Here is a 23,085-nt window from a genome sequence, read left to right as displayed (position 1 = left end):
CAAGGTCTTAGGCTGCGTTCGATCATGGCGAGGAATAAAGCCATGACGAAAGTTATTCACCTGTAAAAGAAAAAGGGGCCTTCAATGCGTTCGACCATAGGGGTACTGCTGGCAGTACTGATCAGTCCATTGGCCCAGGCGGAGCTGATCGACGAAATCGCCGACCGGGGCGAACTGCGCATTGCCGTACAAGCCGACAACCCGCCTTATGCGTTCAAGCAAGACGAGCGGCTGAGCGGTTTCGATGTGGAATTTGGCCAGGACCTGGCCCGCGAACTGGACCTGCGTGCCGAATTTGTCGAGGCGCCTGCGGACGAGGTACTGCCAGGTGTGGAAAGCGGCAAGTATGATGTCGCGCTGACCCCAGCGAGCGAAGCACTCAAGAGTGACGGTCCGCTTGACGCGAGCCTGCCGTTTGGCGAGAAGAAGCTGGTGATCCCGTTCCAGAAGGACAACCCGGCGTTTGAAAGTGCCGTTAACAATGCGCTGCAGCGGTTGAAGGACAGTGGCCGCACGGCCGAGCTCGAACAGAAGTGGTTCAAGGGTGTGCAGGAGACTGCGGCCGGGCAATGAGGTTTGTGCGGTCTGTGCCGCCCTCATCGCACTACGTGGCTTATTGATTTGGCAGGCAAGCGCTGACCAGCATCTTGGGCAAATCAGAACGGGTCATTGCCACGCCGCCGGAACCAGCCCGTCAACGACAAGCGCTCACGCCCGGCGGGCAGCACTTCGTGAGGCACCTCACCCGACAGGAACACCACCAGGCAACCTGCCAGCGGCTCGACCAGGGGCTCGGCACCGTCGGCGAGGAACATGCGCAGCTGCCCACCATCCTGCGGCTGCCAGTCTTCGTTCAGGTAAAACACCGCCGAGACCATGCGCCGATCATCGTCACGAAAGCGGTCCAGATGCCGGCGATAAAATGCACCGGGTGGGTACAGGGCAAAATGGCACTCGAAATCCTGCAGGCCGAGAAACAGGCCCTGGTTGATGGCCAGCCGTAACTGGTCCATGGCCGCCAGGTACCGGTCGCAAGCCTCGGCCTGGCCAGGGTCGATCCACTGGATCTGGTCGCCGCGAATGGTTTCGCGTACTTCCTGGGCATCACCGCGCCCCACCCCGGCCGGGTTGAGTTCGCCTTCGGCATAACGGCGCCGGCACTCGACCGCCAACGCGCGCGCAAGGTCGACAGGCAGAAACAGCGCCTGTTGGGACCAGCCATGGGTGGCCAGATCGTCAACGACGGCCGCGAGCATCGGGTTTTCGGGGGAAGTATGCATGGCGCGCATCATATCCATTCGCCCTGGCGGCGCACAGCGCCACTTGGCCGAGAAACACGCACATATCTCGACAAACCGGCGCCGGGCCAAGGACAATGGTCGCCTGCCGACAGGAGTCCTGAATGCGCCGTCTGTTTTCCCTGATTCTGCTGATGATCTGCACCACGCCTGTCTGGGCAGATAACCTGGATCAACTGTACAAGGCTGCCGGCTGGCCCGACCAGCGCGCCCACTTCAACGATGCCCTCACCGCCGCCCAGGCGCGCTACCGCAACAGTTTACCGCCCGCCGTGTACCAGGCGCTGGTCGACAACAGCAACCAGCGCTTCCAGGCCCAGGCGGTAGACCGTCGTGCCCAGGCAAAGCTGCGCGCCAGCCTGGCCAACCCGGCACCGGCCCTGGCGTTCTTCCAGTCGCCGCTGGGGCGCAAGGTGGTAGCCGCCGAGCTCAAGGCCACGCGCAAGGATGAACTGGCCAGAAACGCCAAGGGCTTGCCGAAAATGCAGGCCAGCGATGACCGCCTGCTGATCATTGGCCACCTGGCTCAGGCCTTGCCAGCACGCGAAGCCGGCGCCGAAGTCAGCCTGGCCATCGCCGGCGTGGCGGCCGACAGCCTCAGCTCGATGATCCCCGGCCTGTTGGGCGGCGGCCAGGCGCAAGGCCTGCTCGACGGTCAGCGCCAGCGGCTCATGGGGCAAATTGGCGAAGACCTCAACAATACGTTGCTGTACGTGTACCGCGACCTGTCCGACGCCGAGCTGGAAGAGTTCGCCACCTTTGCCGAGTCGCCCGACGGCAAGGCCTACTACCAGGCGGCACTGGCCGCGGTGCGTGCCGGCCTGGCAGTGGGCCAGAGCAGCAACGAGCTGAGGTGATCAGCCCAGGCGCTGGTCGATGAAATCGAAGTAGCGCTGGCGAATGCCTGGCAGCTCGTTGGCCAGGTGGTGACGCGCGTCGGGCAGCATCAGGATCTGCGGCTCAGCGAACTTGGCCTTCAGCACCTCCAGGTTGTATGGCCAATCCACCGTGCCGTCGGCCTCTCCCTGTACGATCAATGGCCGCCGTGTACTTTTGGGCGCAGCCTCGATGCGTTTGACCCAGGCGATCAGGGCACCCACCCAGGCAGTGGGCAGCCGGCGCGGTTGCAGGGGGTCGGCCTGGAGAAACGGCAGGAAGGCAGGGTCGTTGGTATTCTCACTGAAGCGCCGCTCGATACCATTGACGAAATGGCGCAGCACGCGATAGCTGAACTTGGACCAACGCCAGGCACATGGCCGCACCAGTGGCGCCAGCAGAATGACCTGGCCATCCACAGGGCTATGGGCACCTTGGTACAGCAAATGGTCCACCGCGATCGCCCCACCCGTGCTCTGCCCGCACAAATGCCATGGCCGCGGCAGCTGCAACGCACGCGCCTGTTCGAACAGCGCCTGCAGCACCTGCTGGTACACCGCGAAGTCGCTGATGCTCGCCCGCTCGCCGCTGGACAGCCCATGGCCGGGCAGGTCGCAGCTGATGACCGCAAAACCTTGCCCGAGCGCCCACTCGATCACATGCCGATAGAGGCCCATGTGGTCGTAATAGCCATGCAGCAGGAACAGCGTCGCGCTTGGCTGCTCGGGTAGCCAAGCCTGCCCGGCCAACTCGAACCCCGCGGCCTGGAAACCGCCCAGCCAGCTGTGGGCCGACAGGTTCAGGCCATAGAAACGCTGGTAATCCTGCGCTTGAGTCGACAGCGGATGGCGCGCGGTGAACGGCGCCAGGCTGGCACGCAGGCGGTCGGGCTGAAAGTCAGGGGGCATCGGGTACATCCACAGTGAAGCAAGTATTGATCTGGGATATTCAGCTCTGGCCGGCATCGTGGCAAGCTTCGGCCATGCATTACCTGTACTGGCGCTATCGCCGGCAAGCCAGCTCCCATAGGGATATCACCAGGCCTCAGGCCGTTGACAACCTGTGGGGGCTGCCTTGCGGGCGACAGGGCCAGTGAACCCACCACAAAAATACCAGCAGATATCCATGCAAACCCGCCTCGCCAAACCTGCCCTAATGAGCCTCGCCCTGCTGCTCTGCGCCGCCACCCTTTGGCAGGTCTACACCACCTTCCAGGCCCGCTACCTGCGCCCGTTCGACAACCAGGCCACGCTGTTCGACGGCAGCCAGTTGCAGCTCCCCGCCGAGCTGGCCGGCCCGGGCCCGATCCGCGTGGTGCACTTCTGGGACCCGGCCTGCCCGTGCAACGTCGGCAACCAGCAACACCTAGGCGACCTGGTCAGCCAGTTCGCCAAACAGGGCGTGGCCTTCCACGTGCTGCAAAAGCCCGGCAGCCATGGCCAGCTGCCAGCCAACCTCACCGGGCTGCAACCGCTGGGCAGCCTGCCCGGTAGCGAACACCTGCCCGCCTCGCCGGCCGTGGCTATCTGGGATCGGCGAGGTCACTTGGCCTATTTCGGCCCCTACAGCGAAGGCGCTGTCTGCAATGCCAGCAACAGCTTCATCGAACCTATTCTCAAGGCACTGCTCGACGACCGCCAGGTCAGTGCCTCCAATACCCTGGCGGTTGGCTGCTATTGCCCTTGGGCAGGTTGACGCACCCGTGCAGGGTTACCCACCACCGTGGCACCGGCCGGCACATCCCGGGTCACCACGCTGCCGGCACCAACCACCGCGTTATCGCCAATGGTCACACCCGGCAGAATGACCGCCGCACCGCCGATCCACACATTGTTGCCAATGGTCACGGGGCGCCCGCTTTCCAGCCCGCTGCGCCGCACGTCGGGGTCCAGCGGGTGGTCGGCGGCGTAGATCTGCACATTGGGGCCGACCTGGCAGTCATCACCGATAGACACCGGCACCACGTCGAGCATCACGCAATTGAAATTGATGAAGGTGTTGCGGCCGACGCGGATGTTGTAGCCATAGTCGCAGTAGAAGGGTGGGCGGATCACGGTGCCCTCGCCCACATGGCAAAAATGCTCGCGCAGCAAGCCATGACGGGCGTCGTTAAGCAGTTCCACGCTGTTATTGTAGCGGTGCATCCAGTGCTTGCTGGCGATCTGCTCGGCCTGCAATTCAGGGCAGCCAGCGTGGTAGAGCTGGCCGGTAAGCATCTTCTGTTTTTCGCTGAGTGCCATGGAAACTCCTTCCTGGGGCAGTGCTCGTTCGCGCATCCACCCAAGGTCGGACCCTTTTTTTTCGTAGATTGCTCAAGGAGTCTGCATGAAGCGCAGCCTGACCCTACTGGCCGTGGTTGTTGCCGTGGCCGCTGGCGCTGGTTACTGGTATGCACAGGGCAAGCTGCCACAGCGTGAAGGCGAAGTGGCGATGGCCGGCCTGCAGGCGCCGGTCAGCGTGCGCTACGACAGCCGCGGGGTGCCGCACCTGCAAGCGCAGAACGAGGCGGACCTGTACCGTGCGCTGGGCTATGTGCATGCCCAGGACCGGCTGTTTCAAATGGAGATCATGCGCCGCCTGGCACGTGGCGAACTGGCCGAGGTGCTGGGCGACAAGCTGCTGCCCACCGACACGCTGTTCCGCAGCCTGCGCATACGCGAGCAAGCCGCCCTGATGGCCAGGCGCCAGGACCCGCAATCGCCGGCCGCCCTGGCTTTGCAAGCCTACCTCGACGGGGTCAACCGCTGGCAGGCCAGCCACCCCAAGCCGGTGGAGTTCGACCTGCTCGGTATCACCCCACGCCCGTTCACCGCCGAAGACACCCTGAGTATCGCCGGCTACCTGGCGTACAGTTTTGCCGCAGCGTTTCGCACCGAACCGGCGCTGACCTACATCCGCGACCAGTTGGGCCCTGACTACCTGAACATTTTCGACCTGGGCTGGCAGCCCGAGGGGGCCCTGGGCAAACCGCTGGCGGCGGCCGACTGGCGCAGCCTCGAAGGCCTGGCCCGGCTCAGCCACGAAGCACTGGGCGATGCCGGCATTCCGCAGTTCGAGGGCAGCAATGCCTGGGCCGTCGCCGGTAGCCGCACACGCAGTGGCAGGCCGTTGCTGGCAGGCGACCCGCACATCAGTTTTGCAGTACCGGCGGTGTGGTACGAGGCCGAACTGTCGGCACCCGGCTTCAACCTGTACGGCTACTTTCAGGCGCTCAACCCGTTCGCCCTGCTCGGCCACAACCGCGACTTCGGCTGGAGCCTGACCATGTTCCAGAACGATGATGTCGACCTGATCGCCGAACGCACCAACCCGGCCGACAGCAACCAGGTCATGGTCGATGGCCGGTGGCACACACTGGAAACCACCCAGCAGCAGATTGCGGTAAAGGGTGAAGCGCCAGTCACCCTCAACCTGCGTCGCTCGCCCCATGGCCCCATCGTCAACGATGTACTGGGCAATATCGCCGGCACCACGCCAGTAGCCCTGTGGTGGGCGTTTCTCGAAACCGAAAACCCGATCCTCGAGGGTTTCTACCAGCTCAACCGCGCCGACTCCCTGGGCAAGATGCGCGAAGCCACAGCCAAGGTCCATGCGCCGGGGCTGAACTTTGTCTGGGCCAACGCCCGCGGTGATATCGGCTGGTGGGCGGCAGCGAAGTTGCCGATACGCCCAGCCGGCGTCGACCCGGCGTTCATCCTCGACGGCGCCAGCAGCCAGGCCGACAAGCTCGGTTTCTACCCCTTCAGCGCCAACCCGCAGCAGGAGAACCCGGCCCGCGGCTATATCGTCTCGGCCAATTACCAACCACCGGCGGCGGTGCCGATACCGGGGTACTACAACCTGCCCGATCGTGGCCGCCAGCTCGATCGCCAGCTGGCCAACCCTGAGGTGAAGTGGGACACCCAGAACAGCCAGGCGCTACAGCTGGACACCACCAGCGGCTATGGCCCGCGCACGCTGGCCCCGCTGCTGGCGACCCTGCGCGCCATAGCCGAAGGTGATGAGGAAAAGGAACTGGTGGAACAACTGGCCGCCTGGGCGGGCGATTACCCGCTGGACTCGACCAGCGCCACCCTGTTCAACCAGTTCCTTTACGAGCTGGCCTACTCGGCCCTGCATGATGAACTGGGCGATACCTGGTTCCCGGTACTGATCAGTACCCGCGCCATCGACGCGGCCTTGCCACGGCTGGCGGCGGATGCCGATTCGCCCTGGTGGAATACCCGGGGTGGCAGCCAGCGCACCGACAGGACCCAAGTGGTGCGTACGGCATGGCACAACAGCCTGAAGCACCTGCGCGACACCCTGGGCGACGACCCGTCGCGCTGGCAGTGGGGCAAGGCCCATACCTTGACCCACAACCACCCCCTGGGGGTGAAAAAGCCGCTGAACCTGCTGTTCAACGTTGGGCCATTCGCCGCCCCCGGTACACATGAAGTACCGAACAACCTGTCGGCGAAAATCGGCCCGGCGCCATGGCCGGTCACCTACGGCCCCTCGACGCGGCGGCTGATCGACTTTGCCGATGCCGGGCAGGCGCTGACCAGCAACCCGGTAGGGCAGAGTGGCGTGCCCTTCGACCGGCATTACGCAGACCAGGCCGAGGGGTATGTGCAAGGGCGGTATCAGAAGGCGCAGATGGGGGTGATTCCGGCGCAGAGCACGCTCAGGCTGGTGCCGGCGCAGTGATTGCTCTGGTTGGTATGTCGCTTTGAGATTGCCGGGGCTGCTTTGCAGCCCATCGCGACACAAGGCCGCTCCTACAAGATGGCGCTTTGGTAGGGGCGCTGCGGCCGGAAGCAAAAACGCCGACACATGGGGGTCGGCGTTTTTTCGTTGACTGCTGGCGGATCAGAACGCCGGCAGTACGGCGCCCTGGTACTTCTTGGCGATGAATTCCTTCACTTGCGGGCTGGTCAGGGCCTTGGCCAGTTTCTGCATGGCATCACTGTCCTTGTTGTCCGGGCGCGCGACCAGGAAGTTCACGTACGGCGAGTCGGCACCTTCGATCACCAGCGCATCCTTGGCCGGGTTCAAGCCGGCTTCGAGGGCGTAGTTGGTGTTGATCATGTCCAGGTCCACCTGGTCCAGCACGCGTGGCAGCATGGCCGACTCAAGCTCGCGGAACTTCAGGTTCTTCGGGTTCTCGGCAATGTCCTTGGGGGTGGCCAGGGCGTTCTTCGGGTCCTTCAGGGTGATCAGGCCGGCCTTCTGCAGCAGGATCAGAGCACGCCCGCTGTTGCTCCCTTCGTTCGGAATGGCAACGGTGGCGCCCTCTTTCAGCTCGCTCAGGCTCTTGACCTTCTTCGAATAGCCACCGAACGGCTCGACGTGCACGCCCACCACGGTTACCAGGTGGGTGCCCTTGCCTTCGTTGAAGCTCTTCAGGTAAGGCAGCGTCTGGAAGTAGTTGGCGTCCAGGCGCTTCTGGTCCACCTGCACGTTCGGCTGCACGTAGTCGGTGAAGACCTTGATCTGCAAGTCCACCCCTTCTTTGGCCAGGGTAGGCTTGATCAGCTCGAGGATTTCGGCGTGCGGTACCGGGGTAGCGGCAACCACCAGTTTCTCGGCAGCGGCGGCCAGGCCGGAAAACGCGAGGGCGGCGGCCAGGGCGGTGGTCAGCAGGGTCTTCTTCATGGTGGTCCTTATTCTGAATCTGGGCCATCGGCGATGGCGAATCGGCTGCCCAACCGCTTCACCAGTGGGCGTGAAGCGGACAATACCTAGAATTTTTATTCCGTAACAATATCTTTTATTTCGCTAGTTATTCCAAAAAATACAGTCACTACGGGTTTTGCTTATGAGCCATGGCTAGCCAGGGGTCTTGGCAGGTCGAGGTCATGGGGCAACAGCTCGTCGCTATCATTTACCAGCAGGGCAAAGTGAATGACATTCTCCAGCTCGCGGGTATTGCCCGGCCACGGGTGGGCTTCCAGCACCTGCTGCGCGGCCTCGCTCACCAGGGGCACCGGGCGCTGCAGCCGGGCACTGTAGATACCCACGAAATACTCGGCCAACGGCAGGATATCGCCTGGCCGCTCGCGCAAGGGCGGCAGCTCCAGCGCGCCTTCATGCAGGTAGTGGTAGAGCCGCTCGTGGAAGCGACCGGCACGCACCACCCGAGCCAAGTCGATACTGCTGGCGGCTACCAGCCGTACATCCACCGGCTGTGGCTGTTGCGCCCCAACACGCATCACCTCACGGTTCTCCAGCGCTGCCAGCAGCTTGCCCTGGATGGCCAGCGGCAAGTCGGCGATTTCGTCCAGGTAAAGCGTGCCGCCGTTGGCCGAGCCAAACCAGCCGGCGCGGCTGCTGGCCGTACCGCCATGGCTGCCAGCGCTATAGCCGAACAACTCGGCGTCGGCATAGGTCGGGCTGATGGCCGCGCAGTTGACCGACACGAACAGCCCGCTACGGTCGCTGGTACGGTGGATTTGCCGCGCCAGCAGCTCCTTGCCGGTACCGGTCTCGCCACGAATCAGCACCGGCAAGGGTTGCGGCGCCAGGAGCTCAAGCTCATCGCGCAGCCGCTGCGAGCGTGGGTCGATGAACACCAATGCCTTGGCACGGATGCTCAAGGGGCTTTTGTCCAGTTCAGGAAAGGTCAGCAGCGGCTGGCCAAACGGGTTTTGAAAAGTCATGAAGAAACTCCCGCCCCAGGCCTGAGGTGGCCGGGCGTACAGGGGCCAATCAGGCGCGGCGCAGTGCGCGCTGCTCGACCCGGCTTTGCAAGCGATACAAGTAGGCGAAGCCTTGTTCCCAGCGCTCATGCCCGGACTTGACGTTGATGTGCCCGGCGTTGCTCAGCAACCCCGCTTCGGCACCCCAGGCCTGGGCCAGGTATAACGCCCGCGGCACGCTCACGGCAGGGTCGTTGTCCGAGCTGACAACCTGGCTGGGAAATGGCAACACCCCGAGCGGAATCGGCGCAAAGTTGCGCAGGGCCGACGCACAGGCGGGCCGCTCGACGTCCGCAGGCGCCACCAGCAACGCCCCCCTCACCCGCCGCAGCAACGCCGGGCTGGCCTGCGCGGCCCAATGGGCGACGGTGATGCAGCCTAGGCTATGGGCGATCAGGATGACTGGCGAGGGCTCGGCGGCAATCGCCTGTTCCAGCGCCTGCACCCAGTCCTGGCGTTGCGGGGTCAACCAGTCATGCTGCTCGACCCGCGCGCTGTTGGGCAGGGTGCGCTGCCAGTGGCTTTGCCAGTGGTTGTCTGGCGATCCTTGCCAGCCCGGCACAATCAGGTATCGAATCGACTCATTGCGCATGGGACGCCTCCAGTAAGTTTGCGTGCTTGGAGGCCAGTATAAAGACGGGGTTATATTCGTAAAGGAATAAGAAGCTATTTATTAATAACCAAAATACCAGTATTGGCGTTGCGTTGCGGTGGGCTGCAAAGCAGCCGCGGCAATCTCACAGGTACAAAAAAGCCCGGGACCAACCCCGGGCTTTGCATCAGCCACCGCGACTCAGATATCCGCCACCTTCTCCCAAACCTTCGGCCGGAAGAACAGCGTCTCCCCACGCGCCAGGCCGGTCAGGCTATCGTGGTCCTTGACCACTTCGGCTTCGATCAACTCGCTCTGCCCTTCCACCTTCAGGGTCACCCGGGTAGTCGCGCCCAACGGCCGAATGTCGCGCACTTCGGCCGCATGGTGGCCTTCGGTTTCATGGCGCGACAAAGACACCTCGTGCGGCCGGAACAGCACATGGTGCCCTTCGCTCAACGCCAGGCGGTTGGAGTCACCGAGGAAGTGGTAGACGAAATCGTTGGCCGGTTGCTCATACACCTCGCCCGGCGAACCGATCTGCTCGATCACGCCTTTGTTCATCACCACGATGCGGTCTGCCACCTCCATGGCTTCTTCCTGGTCGTGGGTGACGAATACCGAGGTCAGGTTGATGTCCTCGTGCAGCCGCGCCAGCCAGCGGCGCAGCTCTTTGCGCACCTTGGCATCCAGCGCACCGAACGGCTCATCCAGCAGCAGCACCTTGGGCTCCACCGCCAATGCCCGGGCCAGGGCGATGCGCTGGCGCTGGCCACCCGACAACTGCTCAGGGTAGCGGTCGGACAACCAGTCCAGTTGCACCATGTTCAGCAGCTCATGCACTTTCTCGGCGATCCTGCTTTCGCTGGGGCGCTCGCCTTTGGGCTTCATGCGCAGGCCGAACGCCACGTTGTCGAACACGCTCATGTGGCGGAACAGTGCATAGTGCTGGAACACGAACCCCACGTTGCGGTCGCGCACGTCGCGGCCCGACACGTCCTCGCCATGGAACACGATGTTGCCCTGGTCCGGGGTTTCCAGGCCGGCGATGATGCGCAGCAGGGTGGTCTTGCCGCAGCCGGACGGGCCGAGCAAGGCCACCAGCTCGCCGCTGTTGATGTCCAGGGTGATGTTGTCCAGGGCCTGGAAGCTGTTGAAGCGCTTGCTGACGTTACGAACTTCGATCGACATGAGTCATTCCTCCGCGGCGCCGTGGCGCAGGCGGTTAATACGGTTCTCGCTCCACTGCTTGAGCAGCAGGATGAAGAGCGCCAGGATCAGCAACAGGCTGGCCACGCTGAAGGCTGCGACGTGGTTGTACTCGTTGTAGAGAATTTCCACGTGCAGCGGCAGGGTGTTGGTCACGCCACGAATGTGGCCGGACACCACCGACACCGCGCCAAACTCGCCCATGGCCCGCGCAGTACACAGCACCACGCCGTAGATCAGCCCCCACTTGATGTTCGGCAGGGTCACGTGCCAGAACATCTGCCAGCCGTTGGCGCCGAGCAGCCGCGCGGCCTCCTCCTCTTGCGTGCCCTGCTCCTGCATCAGCGGGATCAGCTCACGGGCCACGAACGGTACGGTGACGAAAATGGTCGCCAGGACGATGCCCGGCAGGGCGAAGACGATCTGGATATCGTGGTCTTGCAGCCACGGCCCGAACAGGCCCTGCGCGCCGAACATCAGCACGTAGACCAGGCCGGCGATCACCGGCGACACCGAGAACGGCAAGTCGATCAGGGTGACCAGGATGCTCTTGCCGCGGAAGGTGTACTTGCTCACGCACCAGGCGGCGCTTACCCCGAACACCAGGTTCAGCGGCACCGAGATGGCCACGGCGAGCAGGGTCAGTTTCAGCGCCGACAAGGCGTCGGGTTCGAGGATCGCCTCGAAGAAGGTGCCAAAACCGTTCTTCAGCGCCTGCGATACCACAATGACCAGGGGCAGCAGCAAAAACAGCACGAACACCAGCCAACCAAGGCCGATCAGGATACGCCGCGAAGTGGCGCTGCCACGGCGGGCGGCGTTGGCGGCCGCGCTTGCACTCAGGGATGAACTGGACATGCCGGCCTCCTTCAAGGGGTTTCGATACGGCGCTGCAGCAGGTTGATCAGCAGCAGCAGGATGAAGGAAACCACCAGCATCAGCACGCCAATGGCGGTGGCCCCGGTGTAGTCGTACTGGTCGAGCTTGACCATGATCAGCAGCGGCAGGATCTCGGTCTTCATTGGCATGTTGCCAGCAATGAAAATCACCGAACCGTACTCGCCCACGCCACGGGCGAAGGCCAGGGCAAAGCCGGTCAGCCAGGCGGGCAGCAGGGCCGGCGCCAGGATGTGGCGGAACACCTGCAGCGGCTTGGCACCCAGGCAGGCCGCAGCCTCTTCCACTTCACGCGGGATGTCGGCCAGAACCGGCTGCACGGTGCGGACCACGAACGGCAGGGTGACGAACGTCAGCGCCAGGGTGATGCCCAGTGGGGTGTAGGCGATCTTGAAGCCCAGGTCGGTGGCGAACTGACCGACCCAGCCCTGGGGGGCGTAAAGCGCGGTCAGGGCAATACCGGCAACGGCCGTGGGCAGGGCGAACGGCAGGTCGATCATCGCATCGATGACCTTACGCCCCGGGAAGGTGTAGCGCACCAGCACCCAGGCCAGCAGGGTGCCAATCACACCATTGATGATGGCCGCGAACAGGGCAGTGCCGAAACTCAGTTTGAGCGCGGCGATTACCCGCGGCGCACTGATGATGTTCCAGAACTGCTCGAAGGTCAGCTGCGAGGCATGGATGAACATGGCCGCCAGCGGTATCAGCACGATCAGGCTGAGGTACACCAAGGTGTAGCCCAGCGTCAGCCCGAAGCCGGGTATGACGGGGGAAATGCGGCGTGACATAAATATCCCTGGTTGAATGCACTCGGCCCAGTATCGATCCGGGGCCGGTACAGGCTTTTGAAGCGAGGTCCTTGTGGGAGCGGGCATGCCCGCGAACACCGGCGTAGCCGGTGCCGGCCACCGCGCTGGATTCTTCGCGGGCACGCCCGCTCCCACAGAGACCGCGTCGCCGTTACTGTGCCTGATAGATCTGGTCGAACACACCGCCATCATTGAAGAATTTCGGTTGTGCAGTCTTCCAGCCACCAAAGTCCTTGTCGATGGTCACCAGGTCCAGTTTCGGGAACTGCTTGCCAAACTCGGCCGCGACCTTTTCATCACGCGGGCGGTAGAAGTTCTCGGCGGCAATTTTTTGCCCGGCTGGGCTGTACAGGTGTTTGAGGTATTCGGTGGCAATCTCGGTATTGCCTTTCTTCTCGGCGTTCTTGTCCACCACCGCCACCGGCGGCTCGGCAAGAATCGACAGCGACGGCACGACGATCTCGAACTTGTCGGCACCGCCGTCTTCCTTCAGTGCCAGGAACGCTTCGTTTTCCCAGGCCAACAACACATCGCCCTGGCCATTGTTGACGAAGGTGATGGTAGAGCCGCGCGCGCCGGTATCCAGCACCGGTACGTGCTTGAACAGTTCCTGCACGTAGGCCTTGGCCTTGTCTTCACTGCCGCCGGCCTTCAGGCCGTAAGCCCAGGCGGCAAGGAAGTTCCAGCGTGCGCCGCCAGATGTTTTCGGGTTGGGGGTAATCACCGACACGTCGTTCTTGATCAGGTCGCCCCAGTCCTTGATGCCTTTCGGGTTGCCCTTGCGCACCAGGAACACGATGGTCGAGGTATAGGGGGTGCTGGCGTCCGGCAGGCGGCTTTGCCAGTTCTCCGGCAAGCTCTTGCCCAGCTTGGCGATTTCGTCGATATCACCGGCCAGCGCCAGGGTCACCACGTCAGCGCGCAGGCCGTCGATCACCGCCCGGCCCTGCTTGCCCGAGCCACCGTGGGATTGCTGGATCTTCACCGTGTCGCCCGGGTGCGCCTGCTGCCAATGCTGGATGAACTCGGCGTTGTATTGCTGGTACAGCTCACGGGTGGGGTCGTATGACACGTTCAGCAGTTCGTAATCCTTGGCGATGGCGGAACCGGCAAAAACGGCACTGGCCAGGGCGGCGAGCGCATAACGGCGGATGGACATGGTGAAGCTCCCGATGGCACTTGTTCTAGTTTTGAAAGGGTGTGGGCTCAGCCGGCCTTGTTTCCCGGCTGTTGCAGACGGAACTTCTCCTTGCGCTCGATCTGCACGACCTGGGCGTTATGCACCGTGATCTCCACCGCGCCAAAGCGCAGGTCGCGCAGGGCGTTCTGGATCTCCCGCAAAAGGCTGGCTTCGTCCTGACCATCGATATTACGCAGCGGTGCACTCATGCTCGTTCTCCTTGGCGTGAGATGCCGGGCGGGGATTTGAAGGGGTATTGCCTGGCTTGAGGGCAATAGTAGCGAGGGGCTTTTATTCTTAAAAATACTATTTAAGAATTTTTATATAACCGTTTTATTTTTCTGGTTCGAGGGCCCTATCGCCGGCAAGCCGGCTCCCACAGGCGTGTCACTGCCTCTCAGTTTTGTGAGGCCCCTGTGGGAGCTGGCTTGCCGGCGATAGAGCCTTGAGCCTTCAGTTTTGCTTCTGTGGCTCGCGGATTTTGTACCAGGCCACGTACAAGGCCGGCAGGAACAGCAGCGTCAGCAGCGTTGCACTGATGATGCCGCCAATCATGGCGTAGGCCATCGGCCCCCAGAACACTTCACGTGCAATCGGGATCATGCCCAGGCTCGCTGCGGCTGCCGTCAGCAGGATCGGCCGGCGACGGTGGTTGGTGGCCTCCACCACCGCGTCCCAAGGGGCATAGCCCTGCGCCTCGAACTCATCGATCTGGGTAACCAGAATCACCGAGTTGCGGATGATGATACCGACCAGCGCCAGGATGCCGAGAATCGCCACGAAGCCCATCGGCGTACCGGTAGGCACCAGCGCCAGCACCACGCCGATCAGCCCCAGTGGCGCCACGCTGATTACCAGGAACAGCTTCTGCACGCTGTGCAGCTGGATCATCAGGAACGTGGCCATGAGGAACAGCATCAGCGGGATGACCTTGGCGATCGGCCCTTGGGCCTTGCCACTCTCCTCCACGGTACCGCCCGTGGCCACTTCGTAGCCTACCGGCAGTTTGCTGGCGAACTCGTCGATTTTCGGCTTCAGTTGCGCCACCAGGTCGGTGGGTTGAATGTCGCCGTTGACCGAGGCCTTGATGGTGATGGTTGGCTTGCGGTCACGCCGCCATACCAGCGGCTGCTCCAGCTCGTAGCGCACGGTGGCAAACGACAGCAGCGGAATCGAGGTGCCGTTGGAGGTCAGGATCTGCAGGTTCTGCAGGGTATCGGGCGAACCACGCTCGCTGTCCTCGGCACGCGCGACCACGTCGATCAGGTAGATGCTGTCGTTGACCTGGGTGATCTGCACACCGCTGACGATGCTGTTCATCACGTTGGCCACATCTTCCGACGACAGCCCCAGCTGGCGCGCCTTGTCCTGGGCAATGTCCACGCGCAGTACTTTGCCAGGCTCGTTCCAGTCGTAGATCATCTCGCCTATGTTGCGGTTCTGGTTGAGCAAGGTCGCCAGGTCGATGGCGTGCTTGCGCACCTCGTCGATACTGGTGCCGCTGACCCGGTACTGGATCGGCCGCCCCACCGGCGGGCCCATTTCCAGCGATTGCACGTTGGTGCCGATGCCGACGAACTCTTCACGCAGGATTTTCTGCAAACGCTCGATCATGCCCTGGCGCTCTTCCAGGCCCTTGCTGACAATCACCAGCTGGGCGTAATACGGGTTTTGCAACTGCTGGTCGAGCGGCAGGTAGAACCGCACGGCGCCCTGGCCGATGTAGGTGCTCCAGTGCACCAGGTCCGGGTCGTCCTTCAGGCGCGCTTCGAAGCGGTCGACCACCTTGCGCGTCTCCTCGATCGAAGCGTTCTGCGGCAGGTTCAGGTCGACCAGGATCTCCGGGCGGTCCGACGCGGGGAAGAACTGGTTCTGCACGAAGCGCATGCTGAACAGCGCCAGGGCAAACAGCAGGATGGTACCGATGATGGTCAGCCAGCGATGGCGCATGCACCACAGCAGCCCACCCTCGAACGCCCTGGCCACGCGCCCAGGCTTGGCTTCGTGAGCCTTGACCTTGCTGCTGCTCAGGATGTGCACCCCCAGCACCGGGGCGAAGAACACCGCCACCACCCAGGACACCAGCAAGGCCACGGCGATTACCGCGAACAGGGTGAAGGTGTACTCGCCTGCAGAACTGGCGTTAAGGCCGATCGGCACGAAGCCGGCCACCGTGACCAGGGTACCGGTAAGCATCGGGAAGGCCGTGGAGGTGTAGGCGAACGTGGCCGCCTGCTCCTTGCTGTCGCCCATTTCCAGCCGGGTGACCATGACCTCCACGGTGATCATCGCATCGTCCACCAGCAAGCCCAGGGCAATGATCAGCGCGCCCAGCGAAATCCGCTGCATGGTGATACCGCTGTATTCCATGAACACGAACACCATCGCCAGCACCAAGGGTATCGAGCAGGCCACCACCAGCCCCGCGCGCATGCCTAGGCTGACAAAGCTTACCGCCAGCACGATCACCACCGCTTCGAACAACGCACTGGTGAAGCCGCCAACCGCCTTCTTGACGACCACGGCCTGGTCCGACACGGTATGCACGCCAACGCCTATCGGCAGGTCCTGGGTTACCTGGTCCATGCGTTTTTTCAGTGCGGCGCCGAACGCCTGCACGTTGCCGCCGGCCTTCATGCCAATGGCCAGACCAATGGCGGTCTGGCCGTTGTAGCGGAACATCGGTGAAGGCGGGTCGACATAACCGCGCTCGATAGCGGCGATATCGGCCAGGCGGAAGAAGCGGTCATTGATCTTCAGGTTGACGGTTTGCAGGTCCTTTTCCGAGGCAAACTGCCCGGAGGTTCGCACCGAGATGCGCTCTGGTCCGGCCTCTATCACCCCCGCCGGGGTGACCGCGTTCTGCGCTTGCAGGGCCTGCATCACCTGGCGCTGGTCAATGCCCAGGGCGGCCAGCTTGCGGGTGGAGAAGTTCAGGTACAGCACTTCATCCTGGGTGCCGATGAACTCGATCTTGCCGATATTGGGTACATCGCGCACTTCTGCACGGGCCTGCTCCACATAGTCACGCAGCTGGCGCAGGGTAAGGCCGTCGGCGGTGAAGGCATAGATCGAACCGAACACATCGCCGAACTCGTCGTTGAACCCAGGCCCCTGGATGCCAGCAGGGAACTGGCCACGGATGTCCTGGATCTTCTTGCGCACCTGATACCAGATTTGCGGGATATCCTCGGCCTTGGTGGTATCACGCAGGTACACGTAGACCGTGGATTCGCCCGGCCGGGTGTAGCTCTTGGTGTAGTCGAGCGAGTCGAGTTCTTCGAGCTTTTTCTCGATACGGTCGGTGACCTGGTACAGGGTCTCGTCCTGGGTCGCACCGGGCCATCGGGTCTGGATGACCATGGTCTTGATGGTGAACGACGGGTCTTCTTCACGGCCCAGGTTGAAGTAGGAAAAAATCCCCATCAACAGGGCAACGAACATCAGGTACCAGACGAACGATTGATGCTTGAGTGCCCAGTCGGACAGGTTGAAGCTTCCTTTCATTGCGCATCCTCGTCGAAAGCGACCTTCTGGCCAGGCTTGAGGCTGTTCACGCCCGCAGTCACCACACGTTCACCAGGCTGCACGCCAGAGGCCACGACGATGCTGTCGGAAGTACGGTCGATCAGGGTCACGTCACGGGTGCCGACCGTTTTCTGCCGGGTGTCGATGACCCACACCTGGGTCTTGCCGTCGCGTTCGAGCAAGGCACTCAAGGGCAGCTCGCTGCGCGGCGACACTTGCGAGGTCAGCGTCACACTGACCGCGGTGCCCAGGTGGAAGGCTGCCGGGGTGTTTGCCAAGGTCAGGCGCGCACGGCGGGTACGGGTCGTGGGGTCGGCCTGCGGCTCCAGCTCGCGCAGGGTAGCGGTGGTGTTGATGGTCGGGTCGAGTTGCGAAGCGACGGTGAAGGTCAGCCCTTTGTCCAGTTGCTCTGCCAGGCTGATCGGCAAGTCGATCACCGCCTCCTTCACATCAGGCCGGGCCAGGGTCACCACGGCCTGCCCGGCGGTGACCGTCTGCCCGGCCTCGGCCTGCCAGGCCGTGATGACCGCTGCATGGTCGCTACGCAGTGTGCTGTAGCCGAGCTGGTCACGGGCCTGGCTGACAGAGGCGCGCGCCTGCTCCAGCGTCGCGCTGGTGGTTTTCAGGTTGGTCTGGGCGACATCCAGCTGCGCCTGGGCACCCACCCCACGGTCGTACAGCTGTTGCTGGCGACGGGCATCGGCCTGGGCATTGATCCATTGCGCCTGCACCCTGGCCAGGTCGCCTTCGGCGGCACGCAGTTGGTTCTGCTGGTCGGTGGGGTCGAGGGTGGCCAAGGTATCGCCCGGCTTGACCTGGGCTCCCACGTCCAGCCAACGCCGGGCAATGCGCCCGGCTACGCGGAAGCCCAAGGTGCTCTCGAAGCGTGCCTCGATATTGCCAGCGAAGCGGCCCAGTTGCGTCTGCACCTGCGGCTCGACCTTCACCGACAGCACCGGCCGGATCGGCTCTGGGGCTTGCTCGTCACCCTCGCAGGCAGCCAGCAGCATGCCGGCTGACAGTATCAGCAGCAGCCGTGTCATAGCTCACCCCCTGGGCGTTTGGCATCCACCTTCTCCACCTGCATGCCGGGGTGCAACAGCTGGCTGCCGTTGACCACCACGGTTTCGCCCGCCTGCAAGCCGCTGGCGATGACCACCTTGCCAGTCAGGTAGCGGCCGACTTCGACCTTGCGCAGTTCGACCTTGTCACCCTCACCCACTACCCACACGGCAGGTGCGTGCAGGGCCTTGGTCAAGGCCGACCACGGCAGCTCGATGCTCGGCCGCCCCACGGTACTGGTGCTGGCCGTCACCGGCGCGCCCAGCTGCATTTCGGCGGGTACATCCTTCAGGGCCACCTTGACCTGTACCGTGCCGCTTTGCGCCGACACGGTGGGCGTGATTTCGCGGATCACGCCGCGCGCCTGGACCTTGGGGTCGTCCAGCAGGCGGACGAGTATTTCGGCGTTGCCGGGCGGTGCCACCAGCAAGGATTCGTACACATTGAACACGGCATCGCGGTCGCCATCGACGGCCAGGCTGAAGATCGGCATGGTCGCCTGCACCACCTGGCCTACTTCGGCCTGCCGCGCGGTGATCACCCCGGCGGCGTCGGAGACCAGCGCGGTGTAGCCGAGTTGTTCATTGGCACTGGCCAGTTGCGCCTGGGCCGCCTTGAGCGCGCTCTGGTTGCTGCGCAGCGCCGCTTCGGCGGCATCGTATTCGCTTTTGCTGGTGTAGCCCTTGGGCAGCAGTTTTTGCTGGCGCACGAAGGCCGCGCGGGTCTGGGTGACCCGCGCCTGCGCGGCAAACACCTCGGCCTTGGCCGAATTCACGTTGTTCTGCAGGTCTTTCGGGTCCAGGCGTGCGAGCACCTGGTTGGCCTTGACGTGGTCACCCACATCGACGCTGCGCGAAATGATCTTGCCCCCCACACGGAACGACAGGTCCGTCTGCACCCGCGCCTGTACATCGCCGGTCAGGGTGACCCTGGCGGCGAAATCGGTGGGTTGAACCTGCTGCACGCCCACCCGCGGCAATGTTTCAGGCACCTCTTCCTTGCTACACCCGGCGAGCATGCACAGCAGCCCCAGGCAAACGACCGACAGCGGACGTATCAACGTCATGCAGGCTCCTTGCTTGCGCACAAATGGTTTGTGGGATGCGACTGTCAGCGTAGTTCAGGGTTCGATAAACATCACTGACGGGGGTCAGTTCGGCAGTTTCGGCGCTTGCGCCGGCCTCTTCGCGGGCACGCCCGCTCCCACCGGGTAAGCGCAAGTCTCAGGGCCTGCGCTTTTCCTGTGGGAGCGGGCAAGCCCGCGAAAGGGCCGGCACAGCCAAGCACGTGCTTCAGTTATATCCGGAAACCACCAACCACCCGGCCACCCCGCTTCAGCCACTACTTTCAAAGGGAGGTTCAACTTCAAGGAAGATCACAATGCCGTTAGCCGAATCCCATCTGCTGCGCCGTGGGCGCTTTTCCGAGCCAGGCAGCTTTACATGCTGACCACCAAAACACACCTGCGGCGGCCACTGTTCAATGACTTCGTCCACGCTCGCCTGGTGGTCAGACACCTGCGGGTATCCGATGGCATCGAGGACTGCCGGTCATTGGCCTGGGTAGTGATGCCGGACCATCTGCATTGGTTGATCGAACTGAAGGAAGTGGCATTGGCGACACTGATGCGCAAGTTCAAATCCCGCACAGCCATTGCCTTGCGCAAGGCAGGTGTCAGGCACAAGCCGATATGGCAACCGGGGTACCACGACCATGCACTGCGGCGGGAAGAGAATGTGGTGCATGTGGCCCGGTACATCGTTGCCAATCCCTTGAGGGCAGGCTTGGTCCGGAGTGTCAGGGATTATCCACACTGGGATGCGGTATGGCTTTGAATCGGTGCTGGGGCCTTGGCGGGCTTGCCCGCTCCTACAGGTACAGCGCAGTCTCAAGGCCTGCGCTGTACCTGTGGGAGCGGGCGTGCCCGCGAAAAGGCCGGATCAGGCCGAAGCCGCCACTTGCGTCGGGCGCTTGACCTGCGGCTGTGAAGCGTTCGCTGCTGCACCCTCTTCGATCGCCTGCTGAATCGCCCGGCGGCGGTTCTCTTCGGCACGGCGGCTGAAGAACCAGACAAAGAAGGTCACCAGCGACACCGACAGCAGAATCAGGCTGGCCACGGCGTTGATCTCGGGCTTCACACCCAGGCGCACCGCCGAGAACACTTCCATCGGCAAGGTGGTCGAGCCAGGCCCGGAAACGAAGCTGGCCAATACCAGGTCGTCCAGCGACAGCGCGAACGACATCATGCCCCCCGCCGCCAGCGATGGCGCGATCATCGGGATGGTGATCAGGAAGAACACCTTCCAAGGCTTGGCACCCAGGTCCATCGCCGCTTCCTCGATCGACAAGTCCAGCTCACGCAGGCGCGCCGACACCACCACCGCCACATACGCGGCGCAGAACGTGGTATGGGCGATCCAGATGGTGACGATGCCGCGCTCCTGCGGCCAGCCGATCATTTGCGCCATGGCCACGAACAGCAGCAACAGCGACAGGCCGGTGATCACCTCGGGCATTACCAACGGTGCGGTGACCAGGCCGCCGAACAGCGTGCGGCCCTTGAAGCGGGTGACGCGGGTCAGCACGAACGCGGCCAGGGTACCCAGCGCCACCGCTGCCACCGCCGTGTAGCAGGCAATTTCCAGCGAGCGCATCACCGAACCCATCAGTTGGGTGTTGTCGAGCAGGCCGACATACCACTTCACCGACCAGCCGCCCCACACCGTCACCAGCTTGGAGGCGTTGAACGAGTAGATCACCAGGATCAGCATCGGCAGGTAGATGAACAGCAAGCCCAGCACCAGCATCAGCTTGGAGAAACTGAAGCGTTTCATGCGCGGCCCTCCATCTCTTTGGCCTGGCTACGGTTGAACAGCAGGATGGGCACGATCAGGATCGCCAGCATCACTACCGCCAGGGCAGAGGCCACCGGCCAGTCACGGTTGTTGAAGAACTCTTGCCACAGCACCTTGCCGATCATCAGGGTTTCAGGGCCGCCGAGCAGCTCGGGGATGACGAACTCGCCCACCACCGGGATGAACACCAGCATGCAGCCAGCGATGATGCCGTTCTTCGACAGCGGCACGGTGATCTTCCAGAAGCTGTTGAAGGTACTCGAACCCAGGTCCGAAGCGGCCTCCAGCAGCGACGGGTCGTGCTTTACCAGGTTGGCGAACAGCGGCAGGATCATGAACGGCAGGTACGAATAGACCACGCCGATGTACACCGCCAGGTTGGTGTTGAGGATCTGCAACGGCTGGTCGATCAGCCCCGTCCACATCAGGAAGCCATTGAGCAGCCCGTTGTTGCTGAGAATGCCCATCCAGGCGTAGACGCGGATCAGGATCGCCGTCCAGGTCGGCATCATGATCAGCAACAGCAGGACCGTCTGCGTTTCCTTCTTGGCGTTGGCAATGGCGTAGGCCATCGGGTAGCCGATCAGCAGGCACAGCAGGGTGCTGAAGAACGCCATCTTCAGCGAACCCAGGTAGGCGGAAATATACAGCTCATCCTCGGTCAGCAAGCCGTAGTTGGCCAGGTTCAGGACCAGCTGGATCTTGTCTTCGACGTAGGTGTAGATCTCGGTGTACGGCGGGATCGCCACGTCGGCTTCGGCGAAGCTGATCTTCAGCACGATGAAGAACGGCAGCATGAAGAACAGGAACAGCCAGATGAACGGCACGCCGATCACCAGGTGCCGCCCCTCCGGGGTTATGCGCTGGAAGGCTCGCTTGAGCTTGCGCAGTTTCATGACCGCAGTACCACGCCGCTGTCGTCTTCCCACCACACATACACTTCATCGCCCCAGGTCGGCCGCGCGCCTTGGCGCTCGGCGTTGGCGACGAACGACTGGACCACCTTGCCGCTGGGTAGCTCGACGTAGAACACCGAGTGGCCACCCAGGTAGGCGATATCGTGCACCTTGCCACGCGACCAGTTGTGCTCGAACTCCGGCTGCTTGGTGGTCACCAGCAGTTTCTCCGGGCGCAGGGCATAGGTGATGTGCTTGTCTTCCACCGAGGTGGTGATGCCGTGGCCAACGTAGATCTTGCGCTCCAGTTCCGGGCTGGCAATGATCGCGTAGCCCTCGGCGTCATCGACCACATCGCCTTCGAACAGGTTGACGTTGCCGATGAACTCGCACACCAGGCGGCTGGTGGGCGTTTCGTAGATATCGACCGGCGAACCGATCTGGGCAATCCAGCCCAGGTGCATGATGGCGATGCGCTGGGCCATGGTCATGGCCTCTTCCTGGTCGTGGGTCACCATCACGCAGGTCACCCCCACGCGCTCGATGATCTCGACCAGTTCCAGCTGCATCTGCGAGCGCAGTTTCTTGTCCAGCGCGCCCATTGGCTCGTCAAGCAGCAGCAGCTTCGGGCGCTTGGCCAGCGAGCGGGCCAGGGCCACGCGCTGGCGCTGGCCGCCAGACAGCTGGTGCGGCTTGCGCTTGGCGTACTGGGTCATGTGCACCAGCTTCAGCATCTCGGCCACGCGGGCGTCGATCTCGGCCTTGGGCATTTTGTCCTGCTGCAGGCCGAAAGCGATGTTCTGCGCCACGCTCATGTGCGGGAACAAGGCGTACGACTGGAACATCATGTTGATCGGCCGCTCGTACGGCGGCATGTCGGTGATGTCGACGCCATCGAGGTAGATCCGCCCTTCGGTCGGGCGTTCGAAGCCTGCCAGCATGCGCAGCAAGGTGGACTTGCCGGAACCGGAGCCACCGAGCAGGGCGAAGATCTCGCCCTTGCGGATTTCCAGGGACACATCGTCCACGGCTACGGTTTCGTCGAATTTTTTCGTGACCCGGTCGATCTTGACCAGCACCTGCTTGGGTTGCTGGCCACCCTCGAGGGCTTTTTTATAGGCACCGGAGGCAACTGCCATGAGTGAAACTCCCAACAAGATTTTTGTGCCCGCGCGGCCTGCCTGGCAGGCGCCGGCGCGG

The 23,085-nt window shown here is 63.1% G+C and carries 21 protein-coding genes and 1 pseudogene; 5 read left to right on the top strand and 17 right to left on the bottom strand.

All coding sequences use genetic code 11. The features are described from left to right. The first annotated feature begins 84 nt into the window (after positions 1 to 84). Complete coding sequence (locus tag QME24_RS01050) at positions 85 to 573, top strand: transporter substrate-binding domain-containing protein (protein WP_009683689.1); 489 nt, start codon at positions 85 to 87, stop codon at positions 571 to 573. An 83-nt stretch (positions 574 to 656) separates the two neighbouring features. Here QME24_RS01050 and QME24_RS01045 read toward each other — a convergent pair whose 3' ends face one another. Continuing rightward, entirely contained in the window at positions 657 to 1,289 is a 633-nt protein-coding gene (locus tag QME24_RS01045) for a 2OG-Fe(II) oxygenase (protein ID WP_054905165.1), read from the bottom strand. 113 nt (positions 1,290 to 1,402) lie between these two features. Here QME24_RS01045 and QME24_RS01040 point away from each other — a divergent pair, with 113 nt between their 5' ends. Next, positions 1,403 to 2,155 carry a DUF2059 domain-containing protein gene (locus QME24_RS01040; RefSeq protein ID WP_054905150.1) on the top strand — a complete coding sequence of 251 codons (753 nt, stop codon included), beginning with the start codon at positions 1,403 to 1,405 and terminating at the stop codon, positions 2,153 to 2,155. Here QME24_RS01040 and QME24_RS01035 read toward each other — a convergent pair whose 3' ends face one another. Next, positions 2,156 to 3,082 carry an alpha/beta hydrolase gene (locus tag QME24_RS01035; RefSeq protein ID WP_054905151.1) on the bottom strand — a complete coding sequence of 309 codons (927 nt, stop codon included), beginning with the start codon at positions 3,080 to 3,082 and terminating at the stop codon, positions 2,156 to 2,158. A gap of 217 nt (positions 3,083 to 3,299) precedes the next feature. Between QME24_RS01035 and QME24_RS01030 the strand changes: the two genes are divergently transcribed. Next, a complete protein-coding gene (locus QME24_RS01030; protein ID WP_054905152.1) occupies positions 3,300 to 3,869 on the top strand; it encodes a DUF6436 domain-containing protein in 570 nt (189 codons plus the stop codon). On the opposite strand, the gene QME24_RS01025 is transcribed toward QME24_RS01030, so the two are convergent. Continuing rightward, positions 3,848 to 4,414, bottom strand: a complete 567-nt coding sequence (locus tag QME24_RS01025; protein WP_054905153.1) for a sugar O-acetyltransferase — start codon at positions 4,412 to 4,414, stop codon at positions 3,848 to 3,850. The two genes, QME24_RS01030 and QME24_RS01025, sit on opposite strands and share 22 nt — an antisense overlap. An 85-nt stretch (positions 4,415 to 4,499) precedes the next feature. On the opposite strand from QME24_RS01025, the gene QME24_RS01020 reads away from it, so the two are divergent. Further along, positions 4,500 to 6,863 carry a penicillin acylase family protein gene (locus QME24_RS01020; protein ID WP_054905154.1) on the top strand — a complete coding sequence of 788 codons (2,364 nt, stop codon included), beginning with the start codon at positions 4,500 to 4,502 and terminating at the stop codon, positions 6,861 to 6,863. 162 nt (positions 6,864 to 7,025) lie between these two features. On the opposite strand, the gene QME24_RS01015 is transcribed toward QME24_RS01020, so the two are convergent. From QME24_RS01015 to QME24_RS00965, 11 genes are all read right to left on the bottom strand, one after another. Continuing rightward, positions 7,026 to 7,811: a MetQ/NlpA family ABC transporter substrate-binding protein gene (locus tag QME24_RS01015; protein ID WP_054905155.1), complete on the bottom strand. Its 786-nt coding sequence runs from the start codon at positions 7,809 to 7,811 to the stop codon at positions 7,026 to 7,028. 161 nt (positions 7,812 to 7,972) lie between these two features. After that, positions 7,973 to 8,815, bottom strand: coding sequence for a sigma 54-interacting transcriptional regulator (locus tag QME24_RS01010; protein ID WP_054881744.1), 843 nt, complete (start codon positions 8,813 to 8,815; stop codon positions 7,973 to 7,975). 49 nt (positions 8,816 to 8,864) lie between these two features. Further along, positions 8,865 to 9,446 (bottom strand): alpha/beta hydrolase, encoded by a 582-nt coding sequence (locus QME24_RS01005; RefSeq protein ID WP_054905156.1) that lies wholly within the window; start codon positions 9,444 to 9,446, stop codon positions 8,865 to 8,867. A gap of 201 nt (positions 9,447 to 9,647) precedes the next feature. Then, entirely contained in the window at positions 9,648 to 10,637 is a 990-nt protein-coding gene (locus QME24_RS01000) for a sulfate ABC transporter ATP-binding protein (protein WP_054905157.1), read from the bottom strand. A 3-nt stretch (positions 10,638 to 10,640) separates the two neighbouring features. Then, the gene (gene cysW, locus QME24_RS00995) at positions 10,641 to 11,513 is read right to left on the bottom strand and encodes a sulfate ABC transporter permease subunit CysW (RefSeq protein ID WP_009683703.1); all 873 of its coding nucleotides are present in this window, start codon (positions 11,511 to 11,513) and stop codon (positions 10,641 to 10,643) included. Between the two features lie 11 nt (positions 11,514 to 11,524). Next, positions 11,525 to 12,343 carry a sulfate ABC transporter permease subunit CysT gene (cysT, locus tag QME24_RS00990; protein ID WP_009683704.1) on the bottom strand — a complete coding sequence of 273 codons (819 nt, stop codon included), beginning with the start codon at positions 12,341 to 12,343 and terminating at the stop codon, positions 11,525 to 11,527. A 172-nt stretch (positions 12,344 to 12,515) separates the two neighbouring features. Further along, positions 12,516 to 13,523 carry a sulfate ABC transporter substrate-binding protein gene (locus QME24_RS00985; RefSeq protein WP_054905158.1) on the bottom strand — a complete coding sequence of 336 codons (1,008 nt, stop codon included), beginning with the start codon at positions 13,521 to 13,523 and terminating at the stop codon, positions 12,516 to 12,518. 47 nt (positions 13,524 to 13,570) lie between these two features. Beyond that, positions 13,571 to 13,753, bottom strand: a complete 183-nt coding sequence (oscA, locus tag QME24_RS00980; RefSeq protein ID WP_009683706.1) for a sulfur starvation response protein OscA — start codon at positions 13,751 to 13,753, stop codon at positions 13,571 to 13,573. A gap of 244 nt (positions 13,754 to 13,997) precedes the next feature. Next, positions 13,998 to 17,051: an efflux RND transporter permease subunit gene (locus QME24_RS00975; protein WP_054905159.1), complete on the bottom strand. Its 3,054-nt coding sequence runs from the start codon at positions 17,049 to 17,051 to the stop codon at positions 13,998 to 14,000. Then, positions 17,048 to 18,115: an efflux RND transporter periplasmic adaptor subunit gene (locus QME24_RS00970; protein WP_054905160.1), complete on the bottom strand. Its 1,068-nt coding sequence runs from the start codon at positions 18,113 to 18,115 to the stop codon at positions 17,048 to 17,050. The genes QME24_RS00975 and QME24_RS00970 overlap by 4 nt, the downstream gene beginning before the upstream one ends. Continuing rightward, positions 18,112 to 19,200, bottom strand: coding sequence for an efflux RND transporter periplasmic adaptor subunit (locus QME24_RS00965; protein WP_054905161.1), 1,089 nt, complete (start codon positions 19,198 to 19,200; stop codon positions 18,112 to 18,114). Before QME24_RS00965 ends, QME24_RS00970 begins: the two co-directional genes overlap by 4 nt. A gap of 314 nt (positions 19,201 to 19,514) precedes the next feature. Here QME24_RS00965 and QME24_RS00960 point away from each other — a divergent pair. Beyond that, positions 19,515 to 19,969: pseudogene (locus QME24_RS00960) on the top strand (transposase). 105 nt (positions 19,970 to 20,074) lie between these two features. Here the strand turns inward: QME24_RS00960 and QME24_RS00955 are convergent. Genes QME24_RS00955 through potA form a run of 3 tightly spaced genes read right to left on the bottom strand, consistent with a single transcriptional unit; the run spans position 20,075 to position 23,024 of the window. Continuing rightward, positions 20,075 to 20,968: an ABC transporter permease subunit gene (locus QME24_RS00955; protein WP_054905162.1), complete on the bottom strand. Its 894-nt coding sequence runs from the start codon at positions 20,966 to 20,968 to the stop codon at positions 20,075 to 20,077. After that, positions 20,965 to 21,885 (bottom strand): ABC transporter permease subunit, encoded by a 921-nt coding sequence (locus QME24_RS00950; protein ID WP_009681714.1) that lies wholly within the window; start codon positions 21,883 to 21,885, stop codon positions 20,965 to 20,967. Before QME24_RS00950 ends, QME24_RS00955 begins: the two co-directional genes overlap by 4 nt. Then, on the bottom strand, positions 21,882 to 23,024 hold the full coding sequence (gene potA, locus QME24_RS00945) for a polyamine ABC transporter ATP-binding protein (RefSeq protein ID WP_009681715.1): 1,143 nt from the start codon (positions 23,022 to 23,024) through the stop codon (positions 21,882 to 21,884). Before potA ends, QME24_RS00950 begins: the two co-directional genes overlap by 4 nt. Positions 23,025 to 23,085: the final 61 nt, after the last annotated feature.

It is taken from the genome of Pseudomonas sp. PARCl1 (assembly GCF_947311875.1).
Lineage (GTDB): Bacteria > Pseudomonadota > Gammaproteobacteria > Pseudomonadales > Pseudomonadaceae > Aquipseudomonas > Aquipseudomonas juntendi.
Note: the sequence above shows the minus strand (reverse complement) of the source record. Positions and strands in the feature narration are given on the sequence as shown.